15 protein-coding genes are annotated in these 17,384 nt (G+C 60.6%); 5 read left to right on the top strand and 10 right to left on the bottom strand.

The features are described 5' to 3' along the window. Window position 1: 1 nt before the first annotated feature. Window positions 2–1,780, bottom strand: coding sequence for a KinB sensor domain-containing domain (locus tag V5E99_RS24140; protein ID WP_499804743.1), 1,779 nt, complete (start codon window positions 1,778–1,780; stop codon window positions 2–4). Window positions 1,781–1,802: 22 nt separating this feature from the next. Further along, window positions 1,803–3,149: a sigma-54-dependent response regulator transcription factor AlgB gene (algB, locus tag V5E99_RS24135; RefSeq protein WP_499804742.1), complete on the bottom strand. Its 1,347-nt coding sequence runs from the start codon at window positions 3,147–3,149 to the stop codon at window positions 1,803–1,805. Between the two features lie 441 nt (window positions 3,150–3,590). Between algB and V5E99_RS24130 the strand changes: the two genes are divergently transcribed. The 5 genes from V5E99_RS24130 (at window position 3,591) to V5E99_RS24110 (ending at window position 8,188) form a co-directional block, all read left to right on the top strand. Further along, on the top strand, window positions 3,591–3,878 hold the full coding sequence (locus V5E99_RS24130) for a hypothetical protein (RefSeq protein WP_499804741.1): 288 nt from the start codon (window positions 3,591–3,593) through the stop codon (window positions 3,876–3,878). Between the two features lie 81 nt (window positions 3,879–3,959). After that, window positions 3,960–4,124: a DUF1328 domain-containing protein gene (locus V5E99_RS24125; protein WP_007989444.1), complete on the top strand. Its 165-nt coding sequence runs from the start codon at window positions 3,960–3,962 to the stop codon at window positions 4,122–4,124. 2 nt (window positions 4,125–4,126) lie between these two features. Beyond that, window positions 4,127–4,591, top strand: a complete 465-nt coding sequence (locus V5E99_RS24120; protein WP_499804740.1) for an inhibitor of vertebrate lysozyme family protein — start codon at window positions 4,127–4,129, stop codon at window positions 4,589–4,591. Between the two features lie 698 nt (window positions 4,592–5,289). Continuing rightward, window positions 5,290–6,621 (top strand): glutamate/aspartate:proton symporter GltP, encoded by a 1,332-nt coding sequence (gltP, locus tag V5E99_RS24115; protein ID WP_499804739.1) that lies wholly within the window; start codon window positions 5,290–5,292, stop codon window positions 6,619–6,621. Window positions 6,622–6,958: 337 nt separating this feature from the next. Then, window positions 6,959–8,188 carry a nucleoside recognition domain-containing protein gene (locus V5E99_RS24110; protein WP_499804738.1) on the top strand — a complete coding sequence of 410 codons (1,230 nt, stop codon included), beginning with the start codon at window positions 6,959–6,961 and terminating at the stop codon, window positions 8,186–8,188. A gap of 85 nt (window positions 8,189–8,273) precedes the next feature. On the opposite strand, the gene V5E99_RS24105 is transcribed toward V5E99_RS24110, so the two are convergent. The 8 genes from V5E99_RS24105 to V5E99_RS24070 all read right to left on the bottom strand — a co-directional run bounded on the left by V5E99_RS24105 (window position 8,274) and on the right by V5E99_RS24070 (window position 17,346). Beyond that, window positions 8,274–8,897: an ABC-type transport auxiliary lipoprotein family protein gene (locus V5E99_RS24105; RefSeq protein ID WP_499804737.1), complete on the bottom strand. Its 624-nt coding sequence runs from the start codon at window positions 8,895–8,897 to the stop codon at window positions 8,274–8,276. Next, window positions 8,894–9,832, bottom strand: a complete 939-nt coding sequence (locus V5E99_RS24100; RefSeq protein WP_499804736.1) for an MlaD family protein — start codon at window positions 9,830–9,832, stop codon at window positions 8,894–8,896. The genes V5E99_RS24105 and V5E99_RS24100 overlap by 4 nt, the downstream gene beginning before the upstream one ends. A gap of 1 nt (window position 9,833) precedes the next feature. Next, window positions 9,834–10,637, bottom strand: coding sequence for an ABC transporter ATP-binding protein (locus V5E99_RS24095; RefSeq protein ID WP_499804735.1), 804 nt, complete (start codon window positions 10,635–10,637; stop codon window positions 9,834–9,836). After that, on the bottom strand, window positions 10,634–11,782 hold the full coding sequence (locus V5E99_RS24090) for an ABC transporter permease (protein WP_499804734.1): 1,149 nt from the start codon (window positions 11,780–11,782) through the stop codon (window positions 10,634–10,636). The genes V5E99_RS24095 and V5E99_RS24090 overlap by 4 nt, the downstream gene beginning before the upstream one ends. A gap of 54 nt (window positions 11,783–11,836) precedes the next feature. Continuing rightward, window positions 11,837–12,865 (bottom strand): DUF5924 family protein, encoded by a 1,029-nt coding sequence (locus V5E99_RS24085; protein WP_499804733.1) that lies wholly within the window; start codon window positions 12,863–12,865, stop codon window positions 11,837–11,839. A gap of 200 nt (window positions 12,866–13,065) precedes the next feature. Then, window positions 13,066–14,439 (bottom strand): M16 family metallopeptidase, encoded by a 1,374-nt coding sequence (locus tag V5E99_RS24080; RefSeq protein ID WP_499804732.1) that lies wholly within the window; start codon window positions 14,437–14,439, stop codon window positions 13,066–13,068. Between the two features lie 174 nt (window positions 14,440–14,613). After that, complete coding sequence (locus V5E99_RS24075) at window positions 14,614–16,272, bottom strand: Na/Pi cotransporter family protein (protein WP_499804731.1); 1,659 nt, start codon at window positions 16,270–16,272, stop codon at window positions 14,614–14,616. A gap of 306 nt (window positions 16,273–16,578) precedes the next feature. Beyond that, window positions 16,579–17,346 (bottom strand): TerC family protein, encoded by a 768-nt coding sequence (locus tag V5E99_RS24070; RefSeq protein ID WP_499804730.1) that lies wholly within the window; start codon window positions 17,344–17,346, stop codon window positions 16,579–16,581. Window positions 17,347–17,384: the final 38 nt, after the last annotated feature.

Here is a 17,384-nt window from a genome sequence, read left to right as displayed (position 1 = left end):
CCTAAACCGCCAACGCCATGTAGAACTGGGTGCCCTGCCCCGGCCGCGAATAAACCCCCATCCGCCCGCCGTGCAATTGCACGATTTCCTTGCACAACGCCAAACCCAATCCGGCGCCACCCTTCTTGCGCCCGACCTGCACGAACGGTTCGAAAATCCGTCCCTGCTGGCCGTAGGCAATGCCTTCGCCGTTGTCCTCGACGCTGATAATTACCCGCTCGCCATGGCGCCGGGCCTGCAAGCGGATTTGCCCACCGGTGGCGGTATGCCGCAAGGCATTGTCGATCAGGTTGTCGAGCACTCGATCCAGCTGCGCCTGATCGGCCTGCAAGCGCGGCAGCGGTCCTTGCACTTCTACCAGCAACTCGATGCCCTTCTCGGCGGCGGTCCCGGCAAAACGACCGTGGGCCTGTTCCAACAGGTCTTCGATAGAACACGGCCCCAGCGTGAGTTTCTGCAAGCCGTTCTGGTAGCGGGAGAAGTTCAGCAGGTCGTTGATCAATTGCATCAAGCGCTGCATTTCTTCGTTCACGGTGTCGAGCAAGTCCGCTTCGCGGGAATCCTCTGGAAACTTCGCCCGCTCGCGGAACAGACCGAACGCCATGTGCATCCCGGTGACCGGCGTGCGCAACTCATGGGAAGCACGCAGCACGAACTCACTGCGCACCCGCTCGAATGCGCGCTGCTCGGTGACGTCATGCAGCACCATCACCGCGCCGAGGATATGGCCTTGGGTGTGGCTGACCGGGGTCAGGCTGTACGTCAGCAGCCGCGACTCGCCGTCGACTTCGACGCTCAAATCTTCCGGCGCCCGCTCCAGCGTCCCGCCGCGCAGCACCAGTTGCAGTTGTTCATCCAGCTCAGGCCGTTCCAGCGCCGAGCCCAAACCCTGGCCGAGCCGATCGGTGTCCCAACCCAATTGGCGCTGTGCCACCGGGTTAAGGTGCTCCAAATGCCCTTCGCGGTCGATCATCAGCAAGCCGTCGTCGATGCTGTCGAGTACCGCTTGCAAGCGCTGCTGGCCGGCCAGTAACTCATCGACATTGGTTGCCTGATGCTCACGCAGGGCTTCGGCCATGATCCCGAAGCGTTTGGTCAGCAGGTTCATTTCCTCCGCCGAGGAAATCGGCAGCGTCACTTCGAAATTGCCTTGGCCAATGTGGTCGGCAGCCTGGGCCAGTGCCTCGATCGGCGCGCCAAAACGCCGGGCGATCCCATGGGCGGTGATGAAGCCGATGATCAGCACCGCCAGCCCCACTAAACCGAGCAGGCCGGCGATCAGCAGCGCCCGGTCGCGGGCCTTGCGCTGGGTTTCATTAATGTTGTCCAGCGCACGCTTGTGTTCGGAAATCAGGCCGTTGCGCAAGGCGTTGAATTTTTCCGTGAGGGGTTCATTGCCGCTCAAAACATGTGTGGGGTCGCGGGACTCGCTGTAGGCCTGGAGAAAACTCAGGTAATCGGTCTTGGCTTGGGTAAAACCGTACTGAGCCCCATCGCCCGGTTGCTCATGGGCGATGCCTTCATCAAGCAACTGAAAATAATGCTGCTTGGAGGCTTCGAATGCGGCCGGGTCATGCTTGTCGCTGAGCATGATGAGCAGTTGATCACCCAGGGTCTGCCTCAGCTTGAGCCCCAAATCGAGGGTGGCGAAGTTATTGCGCACCAGGGCCTCTTGAGTCCCGGCCATCTGCATCACGCTGACCAGCCCCAGCAACAAACCCAGCAACGCCACGGTGATCAGCGCGGAAATACTCAGGAACAGCCGGGTCCGCAACTTCATCGCGAGTTTCATCGGATGACGCTCACAGGTTGTACTGCTTGCGTTTGCGGTACAGGGTCGATGCATCGATGCCCAGGGTCTTGGCCGCCTGATCCAGGGTCCCGGCGGTGGCCAGCACGGCGCCGATGTGGGCCTTTTCCAGCTCATCCAGGCTCAGCGCGGCGCCCACCCGTGGCGCGTTGTTGACCGGTTGTTCGGCCATGCCCAAGTGGCTGATTTCGACGCGTTCCTGTGGGCAGATGATGCTCGCCCGCTCCACCACGTTGCGCAGCTCGCGGATGTTGCCCGGCCATCGATAGCTGAGCAGAGCTTCCCGCGCTTCGTCACTGAAGCCCCGGGCCGGACGGGCATATTCCTTGACGAAGCGCGCGAGAAAGCGATCCGCCAGGTTCAGAATGTCTTCGCTGCGTTCGCGCAACGGCGGCAAATGCAAGGTGATGACGTTCAGGCGATACAGCAAGTCTTCACGGAAACGTCCGTCGCGGACCATGTCCTCCAGGTTGAGGTTGGTCGCGGCCAGAATCCGCACATCGGCGCGACGGGTCACCGGGTCGCCGACTCGCTCATATTCCTTGTCCTGGATGAAACGCAGCAATTTTGGCTGCAACATCAGCGGAAAATCGCCGATCTCGTCGAGAAACAGCGTACCGCCATCGGCCTGGTTGACCCGGCCCAAAGTGCTTTCGCTAGCGCCGGTGAACGCGCCACGGCTGTGACCGAAGAGTTCGCTCTCCATCAGTTCAGCGGTCAGGGACGGGCAGTTGATGGTGACGCAGGATTTTTTCTCACGTTTGCTCCAGCCGTGAATGGCCCGGGCCAGCTCGCCTTTACCGGTCCCGGACTCGCCGAGAATCAGGATATTGGCGTCGGTGCCGGCCACTTGGCGAGCGGTTTCGAGCACCACTTTCATGGCCGGGCTGTGAGAATCGAGGCCATCCTTGGTTTTGCGCATCTCGCCTTCGAGAGCCTCCAGGCGCGCCGAGAGCTGGCGCACTTCCAGTTGCTTGGCGGTGGCCAGACGCAACTGGTCCGGGCTGCACGGTTTGACCAGATAATCGGCGGCGCCGGCCTGGATGGCATCGACGGCGGTATCCACGGCGGAGTGTGCAGTGACAATCACCACCCGCATCCACGGTGCCTGGATGCGCATTTGCGCCAGCACGTCGAGGCCGTTGTCTTCACCCAGGCGCAAATCGAGGAAGCACAGATCAAACACCTGACGCTGCAACAGCGCATCGGCCTGGGCGGCGCTGTTGGCGGTGGCGACGGTATAGCCTTCGTCTTCGAGGCAATAACGGAAGGTACGCAGGATGGCGGACTCGTCGTCTACCAGCAGAATGCGGCCTTGATGCTCAGTGGCTGATTCCATTTTCCTACGCTCCTTAAAGAATGATGTTGGGTTAGTCCCGGAAAAATCGGGCAAGTTGCATGGTTGATTCTGGTCCATTCCAGCCTCGGCCGGGTAGCTATCTGCTTACCCTCTCGCTAATTGGCTGATTTTGTTAGTTTTTTGCAAAAAACCCGGCATTTCGGCGATGCCCCTGCTGAATCTCTGACACCCACGCCCTCCTCTCAATTCAAAAAATCTGAAAGTTCTTACAAAACTATCGTGCATTACGCACGACCCTCAGGACGCCATCGTGCAGGATGCGTCCGAAACGATTTTCATCACTTACGTAACTAATTGATTTTATTAACTATTTTTCTTACGAAAAGCTGGCATGCAGGCTGCAATAGTCTGGTTACAGCAGGACATTTATGGAATGAACGCCCCTAACCAGATCACCACCAATGTGGGAGGAGTTTCAGGATGAATCGCCAACGTGCCGCCCAATTGCGCATCTCGCCACTGCATATCCAGCAAGGCCTGTTTGCCGTGCTCGCCCTTTTGATCACCTTGATCGGCGGCCAGCAATTCGTCCGCTGGGAACAGAGCCAGCAGCCAGAAGCGCCGCGCCTGTCGATTCAACACGCCACCCAGACCCACTTCAGTGCCGTCAGCAGCAACCTGGCTGATAGCGCCCCGATGCGAATGATGGACGTCGGCCAGGCCCAGCCTGTGGATGAGATGCCCCGTCAGGAACGTTGGGTGTTCTAAAGAACCAGACTTGGCGCGCTCGTTGCGCCGGGAAAAGCACCCACAGACACACCTTTAAATAGAAACGTAAGGAGAATCACCATGTTGAGCTGGGCAATTACATTCTTGATCATTGCCATTGTCGCTGCCGTACTGGGCTTCGGTGGTATCGCGGGCACCGCCACGGGTATCGCCAAGATTCTCTTTGTCGTGTTCCTGGTGATGTTTGTTGCTTCGTTCTTCTTTGGCCGTCGCGGTCGAGGCTGAACATGAGCGTTTTGTTGAAGACACTGGCAGCCGCCCTGCTTCTGGGCGGTGGTGCCATGGCGATGGCGGCCAATGATGGCCAGGCGCGGGCCAACGAGTTGTTGAACGCAGACCCGCAGTATCGTGAAACCTGGACCAAAGTGGTCAAGAAGGAAGAGCGTCTGCCGGAATGGGTGATGAACCTGACGGGCGACGCCGAACAAATGAACGCCGTTCAAGAGGATGGTGACAAGTACCTGGTCGGGCCACTGTGCGAAACACAGCAGACGTGCCTGAACAAACGCTTGCTCGTGGCGTTCAGCTTCAACAAGAAGGATGCCTACGCGATGCTGGTTGAAGTGCCTGCGGGTCTGCCCGCCGACAAATCGCCAACACGCCATGCCACTTACCGCTTCCTCGGGAAGCCGAACCAGGGCATGCAGGACCTGTTGTTGGAACAACTGAAGAAAGATCCAAACTGGTACTGAGTTCGTCACATGAGAGGAGCAGCCTTGCTTCTCTCCATTGCGCCACCCGAGGAAGGCAGGCGCATGACCAAGGGGTCGGGACGTTCTGACTGTTTCAGGGTCGGAGTGACCTACGGGCACATGGAGTGCCTGCGCAAGGGCCGGGTCAGGTACAAGCTGCGACGCAAGTTCGCCGGCCCCGAGTGGCTCGACGGACTTGCGGAGAGCTTCAACGTGCAAAACGTTGATCTAGAGCACTGCGTTGAATTCCCCCTGCTGCATATTCCCCGCAAAACCGTTTCGCGGTGTTTCCTTATGACCGTATATCGAGAAACTTCCTCCTTTTGGCATAAGCAATTTCACTGTGAAACGTAGGCATTTTCCGAAGTTTCGACCGTAATCCACCTGCGCAAAAAACACCCAATCTGCTCTGAGATGGCCGGTTCACGGCACTTATGCCTGCCGAAATGTCGTATTCGAACCGGTTGGGACGCTAGTTTCATTTGAAAAATCTCATGCCGATTCGGCATAGGGTAGGCGTTTACGGCATTAGACGTCGCTTCCTTGCATCGGAATAGTTGCGCCTTTTTTCGCCTGCCGAAGAGCCGTAAACACGCGCTTCGGGGCACCTTATACGGGGGCAGATGCACAGACTTTTCCGCCATTGAGCGTTCCAGTTCGCGCACCTGCCCGAGTCAAACTGAAGTAAGGGTAATGATATGAAGAAGGCAAAGCTTAGCCTCGCCTGGCAGATCCTCATCGGTCTGGTACTGGGGATAGCAATCGGTGCGCTGCTCAACCATTTCAGCGCCGAAAAAGCCTGGTGGATCAGTAACGTCCTGCAACCTGCGGGCGATATCTTTATCCGTCTGATCAAGATGATCGTGATCCCGATCGTGATTTCCTCGCTGGTGGTCGGTATTGCCGGCGTGGGCGACGCGAAGAAACTCGGGCGCATCGGTCTGAAGACCATCATTTACTTCGAAATCGTTACCACCATCGCCATTCTGGTCGGTCTGGTGCTGGCCAACGTGGTCCATCCGGGCACCGGCATCGACATGAGCACCCTGGGTACCGTGGATATTTCCAAGTACCAGGCCACTGCCGCCGAGGTTCAGCATGAACACGCGTTCATCGAAACCATCCTCAACCTGATCCCGTCGAACATCTTCGCGGCCATGGCCCGTGGCGAGATGCTGCCAATCATCTTCTTCTCCGTGTTGTTCGGTCTCGGTCTGTCGAGTCTGCAATCGGACCTGCGCGAGCCGCTGGTGAAGATGTTCCAGGGCGTGTCCGAGAGCATGTTCAAAGTCACCCACATGATCATGAACTACGCCCCGATCGGCGTATTCGCCCTGATCGCGGTGACCGTGGCCAACTTCGGTTTTGCCTCGCTGCTGCCGCTGGCCAAACTGGTGGTGCTGGTGTACTTCGCCATCGCCTTCTTCGCCTTCGTGGTGCTGGGCCTGATCGCCAAGCTGTTCGGCTTCTCGGTGATCAAGCTGATGCGCATCTTCAAGGATGAACTGGTGCTGGCTTACTCCACCGCCAGCTCCGAAACCGTGCTGCCGCGCGTGATCGAGAAGATGGAAGCCTACGGCGCGCCGAAAGCCATTTGCAGCTTCGTGGTGCCGACCGGTTACTCGTTCAACCTCGACGGTTCGACCCTGTACCAAAGCATCGCGGCGATCTTCATTGCCCAGCTCTACGGCATCGACCTGTCGATCAGCCAGCAATTGCTGCTGGTGCTGACCTTGATGGTCACCTCCAAAGGCATCGCCGGTGTGCCGGGCGTGTCCTTCGTGGTGCTGCTGGCCACCCTGGGCAGCGTGGGTATCCCGCTGGAAGGCCTGGCGTTCATCGCTGGTGTCGACCGCATCATGGACATGGCCCGTACCGCACTGAACGTGATCGGTAATGCCTTGGCCGTGCTGGTTATCTCGCGCTGGGAAGGCATGTACGACGACGCCAAGGGCGAGCGCTACTGGAACTCCCTGCCGCACTGGCGCAGCAAGGAAAAATTGCCGGCGGGCGAGATCTCCAAGAACTGATCACGCCCCCTGTAGGAGCAAGGCTTGCCCGCGAAGAGGCCGCAACATTCAACATCTATGTTGATTGACACACCGCCTTCGCGGGCAAGCCTCGCTCCTACAAGGCAGAGTGCTGGTGATTTCTGTAGGAGCAAGGCTTGCCCGCGATGAACGATGACGCGGTGTAACTGAACACCGCGGCGCCGGCATCGCGAGCAAGCTTTGCTCCTACAGGACGGAGTAGGGCGCACATGATGCGAATGGCCCGACAGCTCAAAACAAACCCCGGAGAAATCCGGGGTTTGTCGTTTCTGGCGACCCCGCTATCATTCGCCGCATTCTTCGGGGGATTTAACTGATGCTCAATGGCCTGTGGCTTGGCTTCTTCATCGTGGCAGCCGTATCGGCGCTGGCGCAGTGGCTGATCGGCGGCAACGCCGGGATCTTCGCGGCGATGGTGGAGAGCATTTTCGCCATGGCCAAGCTTTCAGTCGAAGTCATGGTCCTGCTGTTTGGCACCCTGACCCTGTGGCTGGGCTTTCTGCGCATCGCCGAGAAGGCCGGGATCGTCGACTGGCTGGCCAAGGCCCTGGGTCCGCTGTTCCTGCGCCTGATGCCGGAAGTCCCGCCCGGCCACCCGGCCATCGGCCTGATCACCCTCAACTTCGCGGCCAATGCCCTGGGCCTGGACAACGCCGCCACGCCGATCGGCCTCAAAGCCATGAAAGCGCTGCAAGGGCTCAACCCCAGCGCCACCATCGCCAGCAACGCGCAAATCCTGTTCCTGGTGCTCAACGCCTCGTCCCTGACCCTGCTGCCGGTAACGATCTTCATGTACCGCGCCCAGCAAGGCGCGCCGGACCCGACCCTGGTGTTCCTGCCAATCCTGCTGGCCACCAGTTGCTCGACCATCGTCGGCTTCCTGTCGGTGGCGTTCATGCAACGCCTGCGCATCTGGGACCCGGTGGTGCTCGCGTACCTGATTCCCGGGGCCTTGGCCCTCGGCGCCTTTATGGCGCTGCTGGCGACGCTCTCGGCGACCGCGCTGGCCGGCCTGTCCTCGATCCTCGGTAACCTGACGCTGTTCGGGCTGATCATGCTGTTCCTGATCATCGGCGCGTTGCGCAGAGTGAAGGTCTACGAGGCCTTCGTCGAAGGTGCGAAGGAAGGCTTCGACGTGGCCAAGAATCTGCTGCCGTACCTGGTGGCGATGCTCTGTGCAGTCGGCGTGCTGCGGGCGTCCGGCGCGCTGGACTTTGGCCTCGACGGGATTCGGCATCTGGTGGCATGGGCCGGTTGGGACACGCGCTTCGTCGATGCGCTGCCCACGGCAATGGTCAAACCGTTCTCCGGCAGCGCCGCCCGGGCGATGCTGATCGAAACCATGAAGACGTCCGGCGTGGACAGCTTCCCGGCACTGGTGGCGGCCACCGTGCAGGGCAGTACGGAAACCACGTTCTATGTGTTGGCGGTGTACTTCGGTGCGGTGGGGATTCAGCGAGCGCGGCACGCCGTGGGCTGTGCGTTGCTGGCGGAGTTTGCCGGGGTGCTCGGCGCGATCTTCGTTTGTTACTGGTTCTTTGGGTGAATCAAAAGATCGCAGCCTTCGGCAGCTCCTACAGGTGTACCCCAAACCAATGCAGGAGCTGCCGAAGGCTGCGATCTTGGCAATTTCAAGGTTTAACAGGAACCAGCTTCTGGCCTTGCTCCACCGCCCAAGCCACCACCTGCGCCGTCAACTGATCGCTGGCCTGACCAAACCCGACGACCACCGCCGGCACCTTCACATCGCTCAGCGGCTGACGCACTTCAAAACGGTGGCTGGCAAGGATTCGCTGGTCATAACCACGCACCAGCAACGCATCCAGGCGTATGACCACGCTGGCCGCCGTGCCTTGGTACTCGGTCTGGAACGCTTGCAGGCTGCCACCGAGCTCCAGATCCGCCTGGAAATTGCTGTCATCGGTGCTCAGCAACGGCACCCGACCATCACGCTGAAACCCGTCCAGCAACCGATTACGCAGCAGCACCGGCGCCGGATCGCTCCAGCGCGAGGCCTTGTAGCTGCTGATCAGGTCGCCCTGGGGGATCACAGCGATTTTCGGGCTGTTCAGCGCCTCGCTGGCCTGGGGTTTGGCCACACGCAGCGACCAATGCTGCGGCGTGCCGTGACTGGCCGCTGCGGCGCTCTGGGCCGAGGGCAGGCGATAGACATCGGACGGCTCGGCCTTGGGCAGGATCGAGCAAGCGCTGACCAACGCAAAACTGGCGAGGAGGGCGAGGTGAGTCAGCTTCATGGCGTGAATTCCTTGTTCTTGTCGCTGCCCAGCAAGTAACCGCTGGGGTTGGCTTCCAGTCGCTGGGAAATCGCCCGCAACGACGTCAGGGTGTCGCGCAATTCACGCACCGCCGGCGCCAGGCCATTGAGGCCCTGCATGCCGCTGTTGAGGGAATCCTGATTGGTAGTCAGCAGTTTGTTGATGGTCGCGCTGCTTTGTTCCAGCGACTTCATCGCTTGCTCGGCGCTACCCACCGCCTGCTTGCCCTGATCGTTGAGCAGGCCATTGGCATTGCGCATCAGCGCCGACGTCTGCTCCAGCATGTTGCTGGCCTGCTTGCCGACCGACGCCAGTTGCTGCATCGCCTGACGGATATCGCCACGCTGGTCGGCGATGGTCCCGGTGGTTTGCTCCAGGTGCTCAAGGGTCTTGCTGATGCGCTCGACGTTCTCCGTGGAAAACAGCAGGTTGGCGTTCTGCATCAGGGTGTTGACCCCGGACATCAAGTCGTTGCTGTCGTTGAGCAAGCGCGCGATAGGTGAGGGCGCCGCGACAATCGTCGGCAAGTCGCCGTCCTTGCCTTTGAGCTTGGGACTTTGTGGCGTACCGCCGCTGAGCTGGATGATTGAGGTGCCGGTGATCCCGGTCAGCGCCAGTTTGGCCTGGGTGTCTTCCTTGATCGGGGTCTCACCGCCAAGGCGAATCCGCGCCAGCACCCGGCGTGGGTCTTTCGGGTCCAGGCGCAGGCTCACCACATCGCCGACCTTGATCCCGCTGTACTGCACGGAACTGCCCTTGGACAAACCGCTGACCGCCTCGTTGAAGACGATTTCGTAATCCTTGAACTCGGTGTCGACGCTGGACTTGGCCAGCCACAGACCGAAGAGCAGGGCGCCCGCCACCACAATCACGGTGAACAGGCCAATCAATACATGATGGGCTCGGGTTTCCATGTCAGACCTCGTTTATCTGTTGAGCGGCCGTCAGCGCCGCGCGGCCGCGAGGGCCATGGAAGTATTCGTGAATCCACGGATCATCGGTTTCCGAAACCTTGTCGATGGCATCCGCCACCAGCACTTTCTTTTGCGCCAGCACCGCCACGCGGTCGGTGATGGTGTAGAGCGTGTCGAGGTCGTGGGTCACCAGGAAAACGCTCAGGCCCAAGGCATCGCGCAGGGTCAGGATCAGTTGATCGAAAGCCGCGGCGCCAATCGGGTCGAGGCCGGCGGTGGGTTCGTCGAGAAACAGGATGTCCGGGTCCAGCGCCAAGGCACGGGCCAGCGCGGCACGCTTGATCATGCCGCCCGACAACGACGCGGGGTACTTGTCCGCCGCCGACAACGGCAACCCGGCCAGTGCCAGTTTCACCGCCGCCAGGTGCTCGGCGTCGGCGCGGCTCAGGCCGGCGTGTTCGATCAGGGGCAGGGCGACGTTCTCGGTCACGGTCAGCGACGAGAACAGCGCGCCTTTCTGAAACAGCACGCCGAAGCGCCGTTCGACCATCGAACGCTCATGCTCCGACAGCGTCGGCAGGTTCTTGCCGAAGACTTTCACCACGCCTTCGCTGGGCCGGCGCAAACCGACGATGCTGCGCAGCAACACCGATTTGCCGCTGCCGGAACCGCCGACCACCGCGAGAATTTCGCCTTTGTACAAATCCAGGTCGAGGTTCTCGTGCACGCTCTGGCTGCCGAAGCGGTTGCACAGTCCACGGACTTCGATGACCGCCTCGGAGGGCGCTCGCGGTTGTCGACTCACCAGCCCATCTCCATGAAAAACAGCGCGGCCACGGCATCGAGCACGATCACCACGAAAATCGACTGAACCACGCTGGACGTAGTGTGCGCACCGACGGACTCGGCGCTGCCGCTGACCTTGAAACCCTCAAGGCAACCGATGGCCCCGATCAGGAACGCGAAGATCGGCGCTTTGACGATCCCCACCAGAAAATGCTGAACACCGATGTCCGATTGCAGCAGCGAGAGGAACATCGCCGGCGAAATCCCCAGTGACACCGCGCAGACCACGCCGCCGCCAATAATCCCCGAGAGCATCGCCAGAAAGGTCAGCATCGGCAGCGCCACCAGCAGCGCCAGCACGCGCGGGACCACCAGCAACTCGATCGGATCGAGGCCCAGGGTGCGGATCGCGTCGATTTCTTCGTTGGCCTTCATCGAGCCTATCTGCGCGGTGAACGCACTGGCGGTGCGCCCGGCCATCAGGATCGCGGTCAGCAACACGCCGAACTCGCGCAGGAAGGAGAACGCCACCAGGTCCACGGTAAAAATACTCGCGCCGAAACTCGCCAGCACTGTCGCCCCGAGAAACGCCACCACTGCCCCCACCAGAAAGGTCAGCAGGGCGACGATGGGCGCGGCGTCGAGGCCGGTCTGTTCGATGTGCGCGACCATCGGCGTGATGCGCCAGCGCTTGGGCCGGAACAATCCACGGACGATGGTTTCGAGGATCAGGCCGACGAAACCCAGCAGTTGCAGGGTGTCTAACCAGACCGCGTCGACGGCGCGGCCGATGCGAGTCAGCAGTTGAATGCCGACGCCGGTTTCCGGTTCCTTGAGCGGGACGCAGAAATCCGTCAGCGAGCAATAAACGGTTTGCAGCAACGCGCGATCGGCGTTGGAAATGGTGCATTCGGGGTGTTCGGCCGAGCGGCCCAGGCGTTCGGAGCCGAGCAATTCCACCAGCAGCGACGCGCCGGCGGTGTCGAGGGCGCCGAGACCGTTGAGATCGATCTGGGTGGCGTCGTCGTACTGGCCGCGAAGCTTGTCGCCCAGGCGCTTGAGGTCGGCGTAATGGGCGAGCGTCCAGTCACCCGTAACCCGCAATTGAGCAGGAACATGGGTGGTGTCCAGGTGGGCATTGCCGGGCAATGTGCTGCTGGTCATAAGCTCCGTGCTTGTTCGGCTGGTACGCAGTTGTACGTAATAGCACGAACCGGATTACTTTTCTTTGGTCGGTGTGCTGTCCGTGACCTCGAAGCGCAACACACCGATCACCTGGCCATCTTCGGTCAACACCCGGACCTGCCAATCGCCCACCGGGTTGCCGGGGAAATTCTGCTTGTGGGTCCAGGCCCGATAGCCTTCCTTGCGCCCGCCATGGATATCCAGCGGGATGCGGTCGACTTCTTTGCCGTTGAACTGCCACACGTGATAAATCCGCTCATCCAGCCCACGCGGCGCGTTGATCGCGGTGTAGGCATAGAGTCCGCCGCCGCGAATCTGCTCGGCGCTGACTTGTTCCAGGCTGTCGCCAGGGGTGCGGTCCTGCATTTGCGTGCTGATGGCCACGTCGGTCATCCACAGCGTCGCCGGCGGCACCCATGAACGCAGCACCCAACCGAGGGCGCCGATGCCCAGGGTGATGCTGAGAATCGCCAAGGCGTTGCGCACCGTGCGGATCGGGAAGATCGACGCCAGGCTCGGGAACGACAGCAACACCGAGATGCCCAGGGCCAGTTTGAAACTCTGGGAGGTGGTCAGGTGCAGGATGACGGGCAGGGCGGTGAGCAATGCGGCGAACAGCGTCAGGGTATGCAGCGCCAGGAATGCCCAACGGCGAGGCGCCAGCCATTTGTAGTAGAGCGGGTCGGTGATGGAGATCAGCGCCGCAATGCCCAGCAACCCGGTAAACACCAGTTGGCCGCTGTTCCAGGTGGTGGTGATGAAGAAGAACGGCAGGACGAAGAACAGACTTTCCTGGTGGATCATCTGCGTCGCGTAACGCAGCAGCGGCTGGGGAATTTCGCGCTTGAAGACCCGAGTGAACAGTTGCGTGAGGCTGTTTTCCAGCATCAGCCAGACCCAACTGACCAGCATGATCGTGGTGATCCACGTCGCCAGGCCCTGTTGGCGATCCACCAGCATGAAACTGCAGACCCCGGAGATAAAACCACCGAGCGCAATGACCCCCGGATAGCGCTTCATCAATTCGAGGATGCGCTGGACGAAGGGGGGCAGGGTCGGCATTCGGCGGTTCACACTATTCGTAGGAAAAATCCTCGACAGGGTACCGCCGGCAGGGCGGTGTGGCGAGGGTCGTCATCCTTTATCTGTTTGGCTCAGAGGCCTTAAAAGATCGCAGCCTTCGGCAGCTCCTACAGGTGGATGCGTATCCCCGTAGGAGCTGCCGAAGGCTGCGATCTTTTAACCATTCAACCAGCGCCGCATCACTTGCGCCGAACACGCCACGCCAACACCCCAAACACCATCAACCCGAACACCCCAGCCAACGCCCACAGCAACTGATCATCACTGATCAACGGCTTCTCGATCCGCAAGTACCCCGGCTGCAACAGCAACTCGCGCATGGCCTTGTTCGCTTCTTCCAGCGTCACGCCTTGCAGTTCCTTGGCCGGGTCGGTGAAACGGCCGTCCTCGTAATCGCCCAGGGCGCTCCAGTAGTAATCGGCCAGCGCGCTGTTGCCTTGCACGGCCCAGGCCTGGCGGACGATAGCGGCTTGTTTGAGGCGGGCGAAGGTGTCGGCGTCGAGGCCGTTTTTGAGCAGCTCGGCCTTCATGTCCTCCAGCACTTGCTCGGCTTCGGCGATGTTCTCCCGCTCAAGGTCCGCGTTCAGGCTCATGAAGCCGACACTGCCGAACAATTCCCGCTCGGCCCAAGGGCCATAGGACAAGCCATGGGCCAGGCGCATCTGGCGATAGAGCGCCCAGTCCAGATAATCCTTGAGCAGGTCGAAGGTTTGATCCGGCACATCTTCCAGCACCGGTTCCGGGACCAGCCAGTGCAACTTGGCACCGCCCCCGACGAAGCCGTGAATCAGGCTGCGTTCATGGGCGGCGCTGGCGTTGATTTCCGGCAGCGGCAAATGCTCGGTGGGGTCCACCGCCTCCAGTGCGCCCCAGGCCCGTTCCAGATAGGCCGGCAGCAATTTGTCGAGGTCGCCGACCACAATCAGGGTCATGTTGTTGGGGGCGTACCAGGCCTTGCGCACCTTATCCAGTTGCTCGCGGGTCAGGTGATCGACTTCGGCCCGCTCGGGGCATTTGAGGCCCAGTTCCACGGCCAGTTGATTGCTGGCGGTGTGGCCGAGGTCTTGGCGGTCCATCCAGCGCTGCAAGTGCGAGTAGTGGCCGCCGTCTTCGCGCTCGACCACTTGCTTGGCGGCGTTGATGGCGTTGTCGTCGATACGGGTCTGGGTCAGCAGCGCCAGCAGCAGGTCGAGAACCTGACGCTGATTTTTCGCCGGGGCTTCGATCACAAACGTGGTGTCGGCGTTACTGGTATAGGCATTCCACTCGCCGCCCAAGGCCTGCATGCGCTCCTCCAGGCCCCCTTCACCGCTGGCGTCGATGCCGCTGAACAGCAAATGCTCGAGCAGGTGCGGCAATTCCTTGTCATCGCATTTGAAGTCATCGATGCCGACGCCAACCACCAGACGAATCGCCACATGCCCACGGTCAGCGCCGGGTTTGAGCAGCAATTGCAGGCCGTTGGGCAACGCATAGCCTTCAACCTGGAAGCGATCCAGGGCAAATGAAGGGAATGAACCGAGCAACAGACAGGCGAACAACAGACAACGCATAACGAGCTTCCAGGCAACCAATCGGAGATCCGTGTCGTCAGTCAGGCCGTCTTCGCGAGCAAGCCCGCTCCCACATTGGTTTGTGAACCCCGCAAATCAAGTGTGGGAGCGGGCTTGCTCGCGAATGGCCTTCAGGCTGAACCAATAGTACTGACTGACCACACTGCCAGACGTTCAAGGCGAATGTGTGATGTCAGCCAAATCGTCAGCCGCCAGCGCGCCGGTGTCGGAGGTTTCCAATACCGCGTAGGCGCTGCTGCAAAACAGTGAATTCAGACGTTTCATGTCGGCAATCAGCTCCAGGTGCAGCGAACTGGTTTCGATACTTTGCACGATCTTACGTTGCAAACGGCTGACATGAGCGTGGGCCAAGCGGCGTTCCTGTGCGCGAAAGCGACGTTTTTCCCGCAGTAACTGGCGGGCGCTTTCCGGGTCGCTGCTGAGAAACACCGACAGCCCCAGGCGCAGGTTGGCAATCAACTGGCGGTGCAACCCCGCCAACTCTTCCAGACCAACCTCGGAAAAGGACCGGCGTTGCGAGGTCTTCTGCTGCTGGACCTTGCGCAGCATGCGTTCGATCAGGTCGCTGGCCAGTTTGAGGTTGATCGCCAGTTCGATGATTTCCGCCCAGCGCCGACTGTCCTGATCGCTGAGGTCTTCCCGGGGCATCTGTGCCAGGTAGAGCTTGATCGCGCTGTAGAGCGCTTCGACATCGTCAGTCAGACGGCGCATTTCCTGGGTGACGGCGGTTTGCTTGCCGTGCAGCACATCGAGCATGGCTTCGAGCATGTTGTCGATCAGGTCGCCGATGCGCAGGGTTTCCCGGGCGGCGTTGGCCAGCGCCAGGCTTGGGGTGACCAGCGCGGTCGGGTCCAGATGGCGAGGCCTGGCCATGCCGTTGAGTTCCGGCCGCTCCGGCAACAACCAGGCGCAGAGCCTGGCCATCGGCCCGACGCTGGGCAACAGGATCAGGCAGCGCGTGGTGTTGTAGAGCAGGTGGAAGCCGATGACCATTTCCTGAGGGCTGTAATCGAGGCTGTCGATCCAGTGCACCAGCGGGTCGAGCACCGGGATGATCAGCAGCAGGCCGATCAGTTTGTACAACAGGCTGCCCAGCGCCACTTGGCGCCCGGCGGCGTTCTGCATGCTGGTGCTCATGAAGGCCAGCACACCGCTGCCGATGTTGGCGCCGATCACCAGGCCGATGGCCACCGGCAGGCTGATCACGCCGGCACCGGCCAGGGTCGCGGTCAGCAGCACGGCGGCCAGGCTTGAGTAGGAAATCATCGCGAACAACGCGCCAATCAGCGCATCGAGCAGGATGTCGCCGGTCAGGGAAGCGAAAATCACCTTCACCCCTTGGGCGTGGGTGATCGGGGCGGCGGCTTCGACGATCAGTTGCAGCGCGAGGATGATCAGCCCCAGGCCAATGGCCACACGGCCCATCTGTCCCACCCGGGTCTGTTTGCGCGACAGGAAGAAAATCACCCCGAGGAAAATCAGCAGCGGCGACAGCCACGACAGGTCAAACGTCAGCACCCGCGCCATCAGCGCCGTACCGACGTCGGCCCCCAGCATGGTTGCCAGGGCCGGGGTCAGCGCCATCAGGCCCTGGCCGACGAAGGAGGTGACGAGCATGGCGGTGGCGTTGCTGCTCTGGACCATGGCGGTCACGACGATGCCGGCGACAAACGCGAGCCCGCGCTTGGACATGTTCTGGCCAATCACATGACGCAAGTTGGAACCGTAGACCCGCAGGATGCCGGTTCGGACGATGTGCGTGCCCCAGATCAGCAAGGTCACGGCAGATAGCAAATTGAGCAGGGTCAGCATGCTGGGCCCCCTGTGGTGGTAGCGTCCCAAAGGGACAAGTTGACGGTGCCGCGCGACGTTCTACGTTCTGTACTTAAGCTGTAGTTGGCTAACGGCTTGGGCGCCAGCATCGCATAGCCAAAGTAGTGATTGAAACAAAACTGTCATAAAAACAGCTTGATTCGATTGAGAAAAAGCAGCGCAAAACCAATGTGGGAACGGGCTTGCTCGCGAAAGCGTCGGATCAGGCAACAGTAATGTCGACTGATACGCCGTCTTCGCGAGCAAGCCCGCTCCCACAGGGCATGCAGGGCAACGGCATTCGGGTTATTGACCCGGAATGTCCTTGCGCAGTTTCACCGGCTCTTGCTGTTTCTTCTTCTTCGCAATTGCGGTGCGCATCTTGATGTTGATCGCTTCGACCGCCAGCGAGAACGCCATGGCGAAGTAGACGTAGCCTTTTGGCACATGCACGTCGAACGATTCGGCAATCAGCACGGTACCGACGATCAACAGGAACGACAGCGCCAGCATTTTCAGCGACGGGTGCTTGTCGATGAATTCGCTGATGGTGCCCGACGCCCACATCATCACCAGCACGGCGACGATAATCGCCGCGACCATAACCGGTACGTGGGAGACCATGCCGACGGCGGTGATCACCGAGTCCAGCGAGAACACGATGTCGATGATCGCGATCTGGATGATGGTGTAGAGGAAGTTGCCGCCCTTGCCGCCTGGCTGCTCGTTGGTTTCGTCTTCACCTTCCAGCGCGTGGTACATCTCTTGCGAGCTCTTCCACAGCAGGAACAGACCACCGAAGAACAGGATCAGGTCACGCCCCGAAATCCCCTGGCCGAACACGACGAACAGGTCGGCGGTGAGGCGCATGACCCAGGTGATCGACAGCAGCAACAGGATTCGCGTGACCATGGCCAGGGCCAGGCCGAATATCCGGGTCCGCTGTTGCATGTGCTTGGGCATGCGGCTGACCAGGATCGAAATCATGATGATGTTATCGATACCCAGGACGATCTCCAGGGCTGTCAGGGTGAAGAAGGCAACCCAGATTTCAGGGTTGGTCAGCCATTCCATGTGTATTCCTTTGAGCGAGTGTTAAACCACGACGCCAG

The sequence above is a fragment of the Janthinobacterium sp. LPB2021202312-11-4 genome (assembly GCF_037049705.1).
Taxonomy (GTDB): domain Bacteria; phylum Pseudomonadota; class Gammaproteobacteria; order Pseudomonadales; family Pseudomonadaceae; genus Aquipseudomonas.
This window is presented reverse-complemented; position numbering and strand designations above follow the sequence as displayed.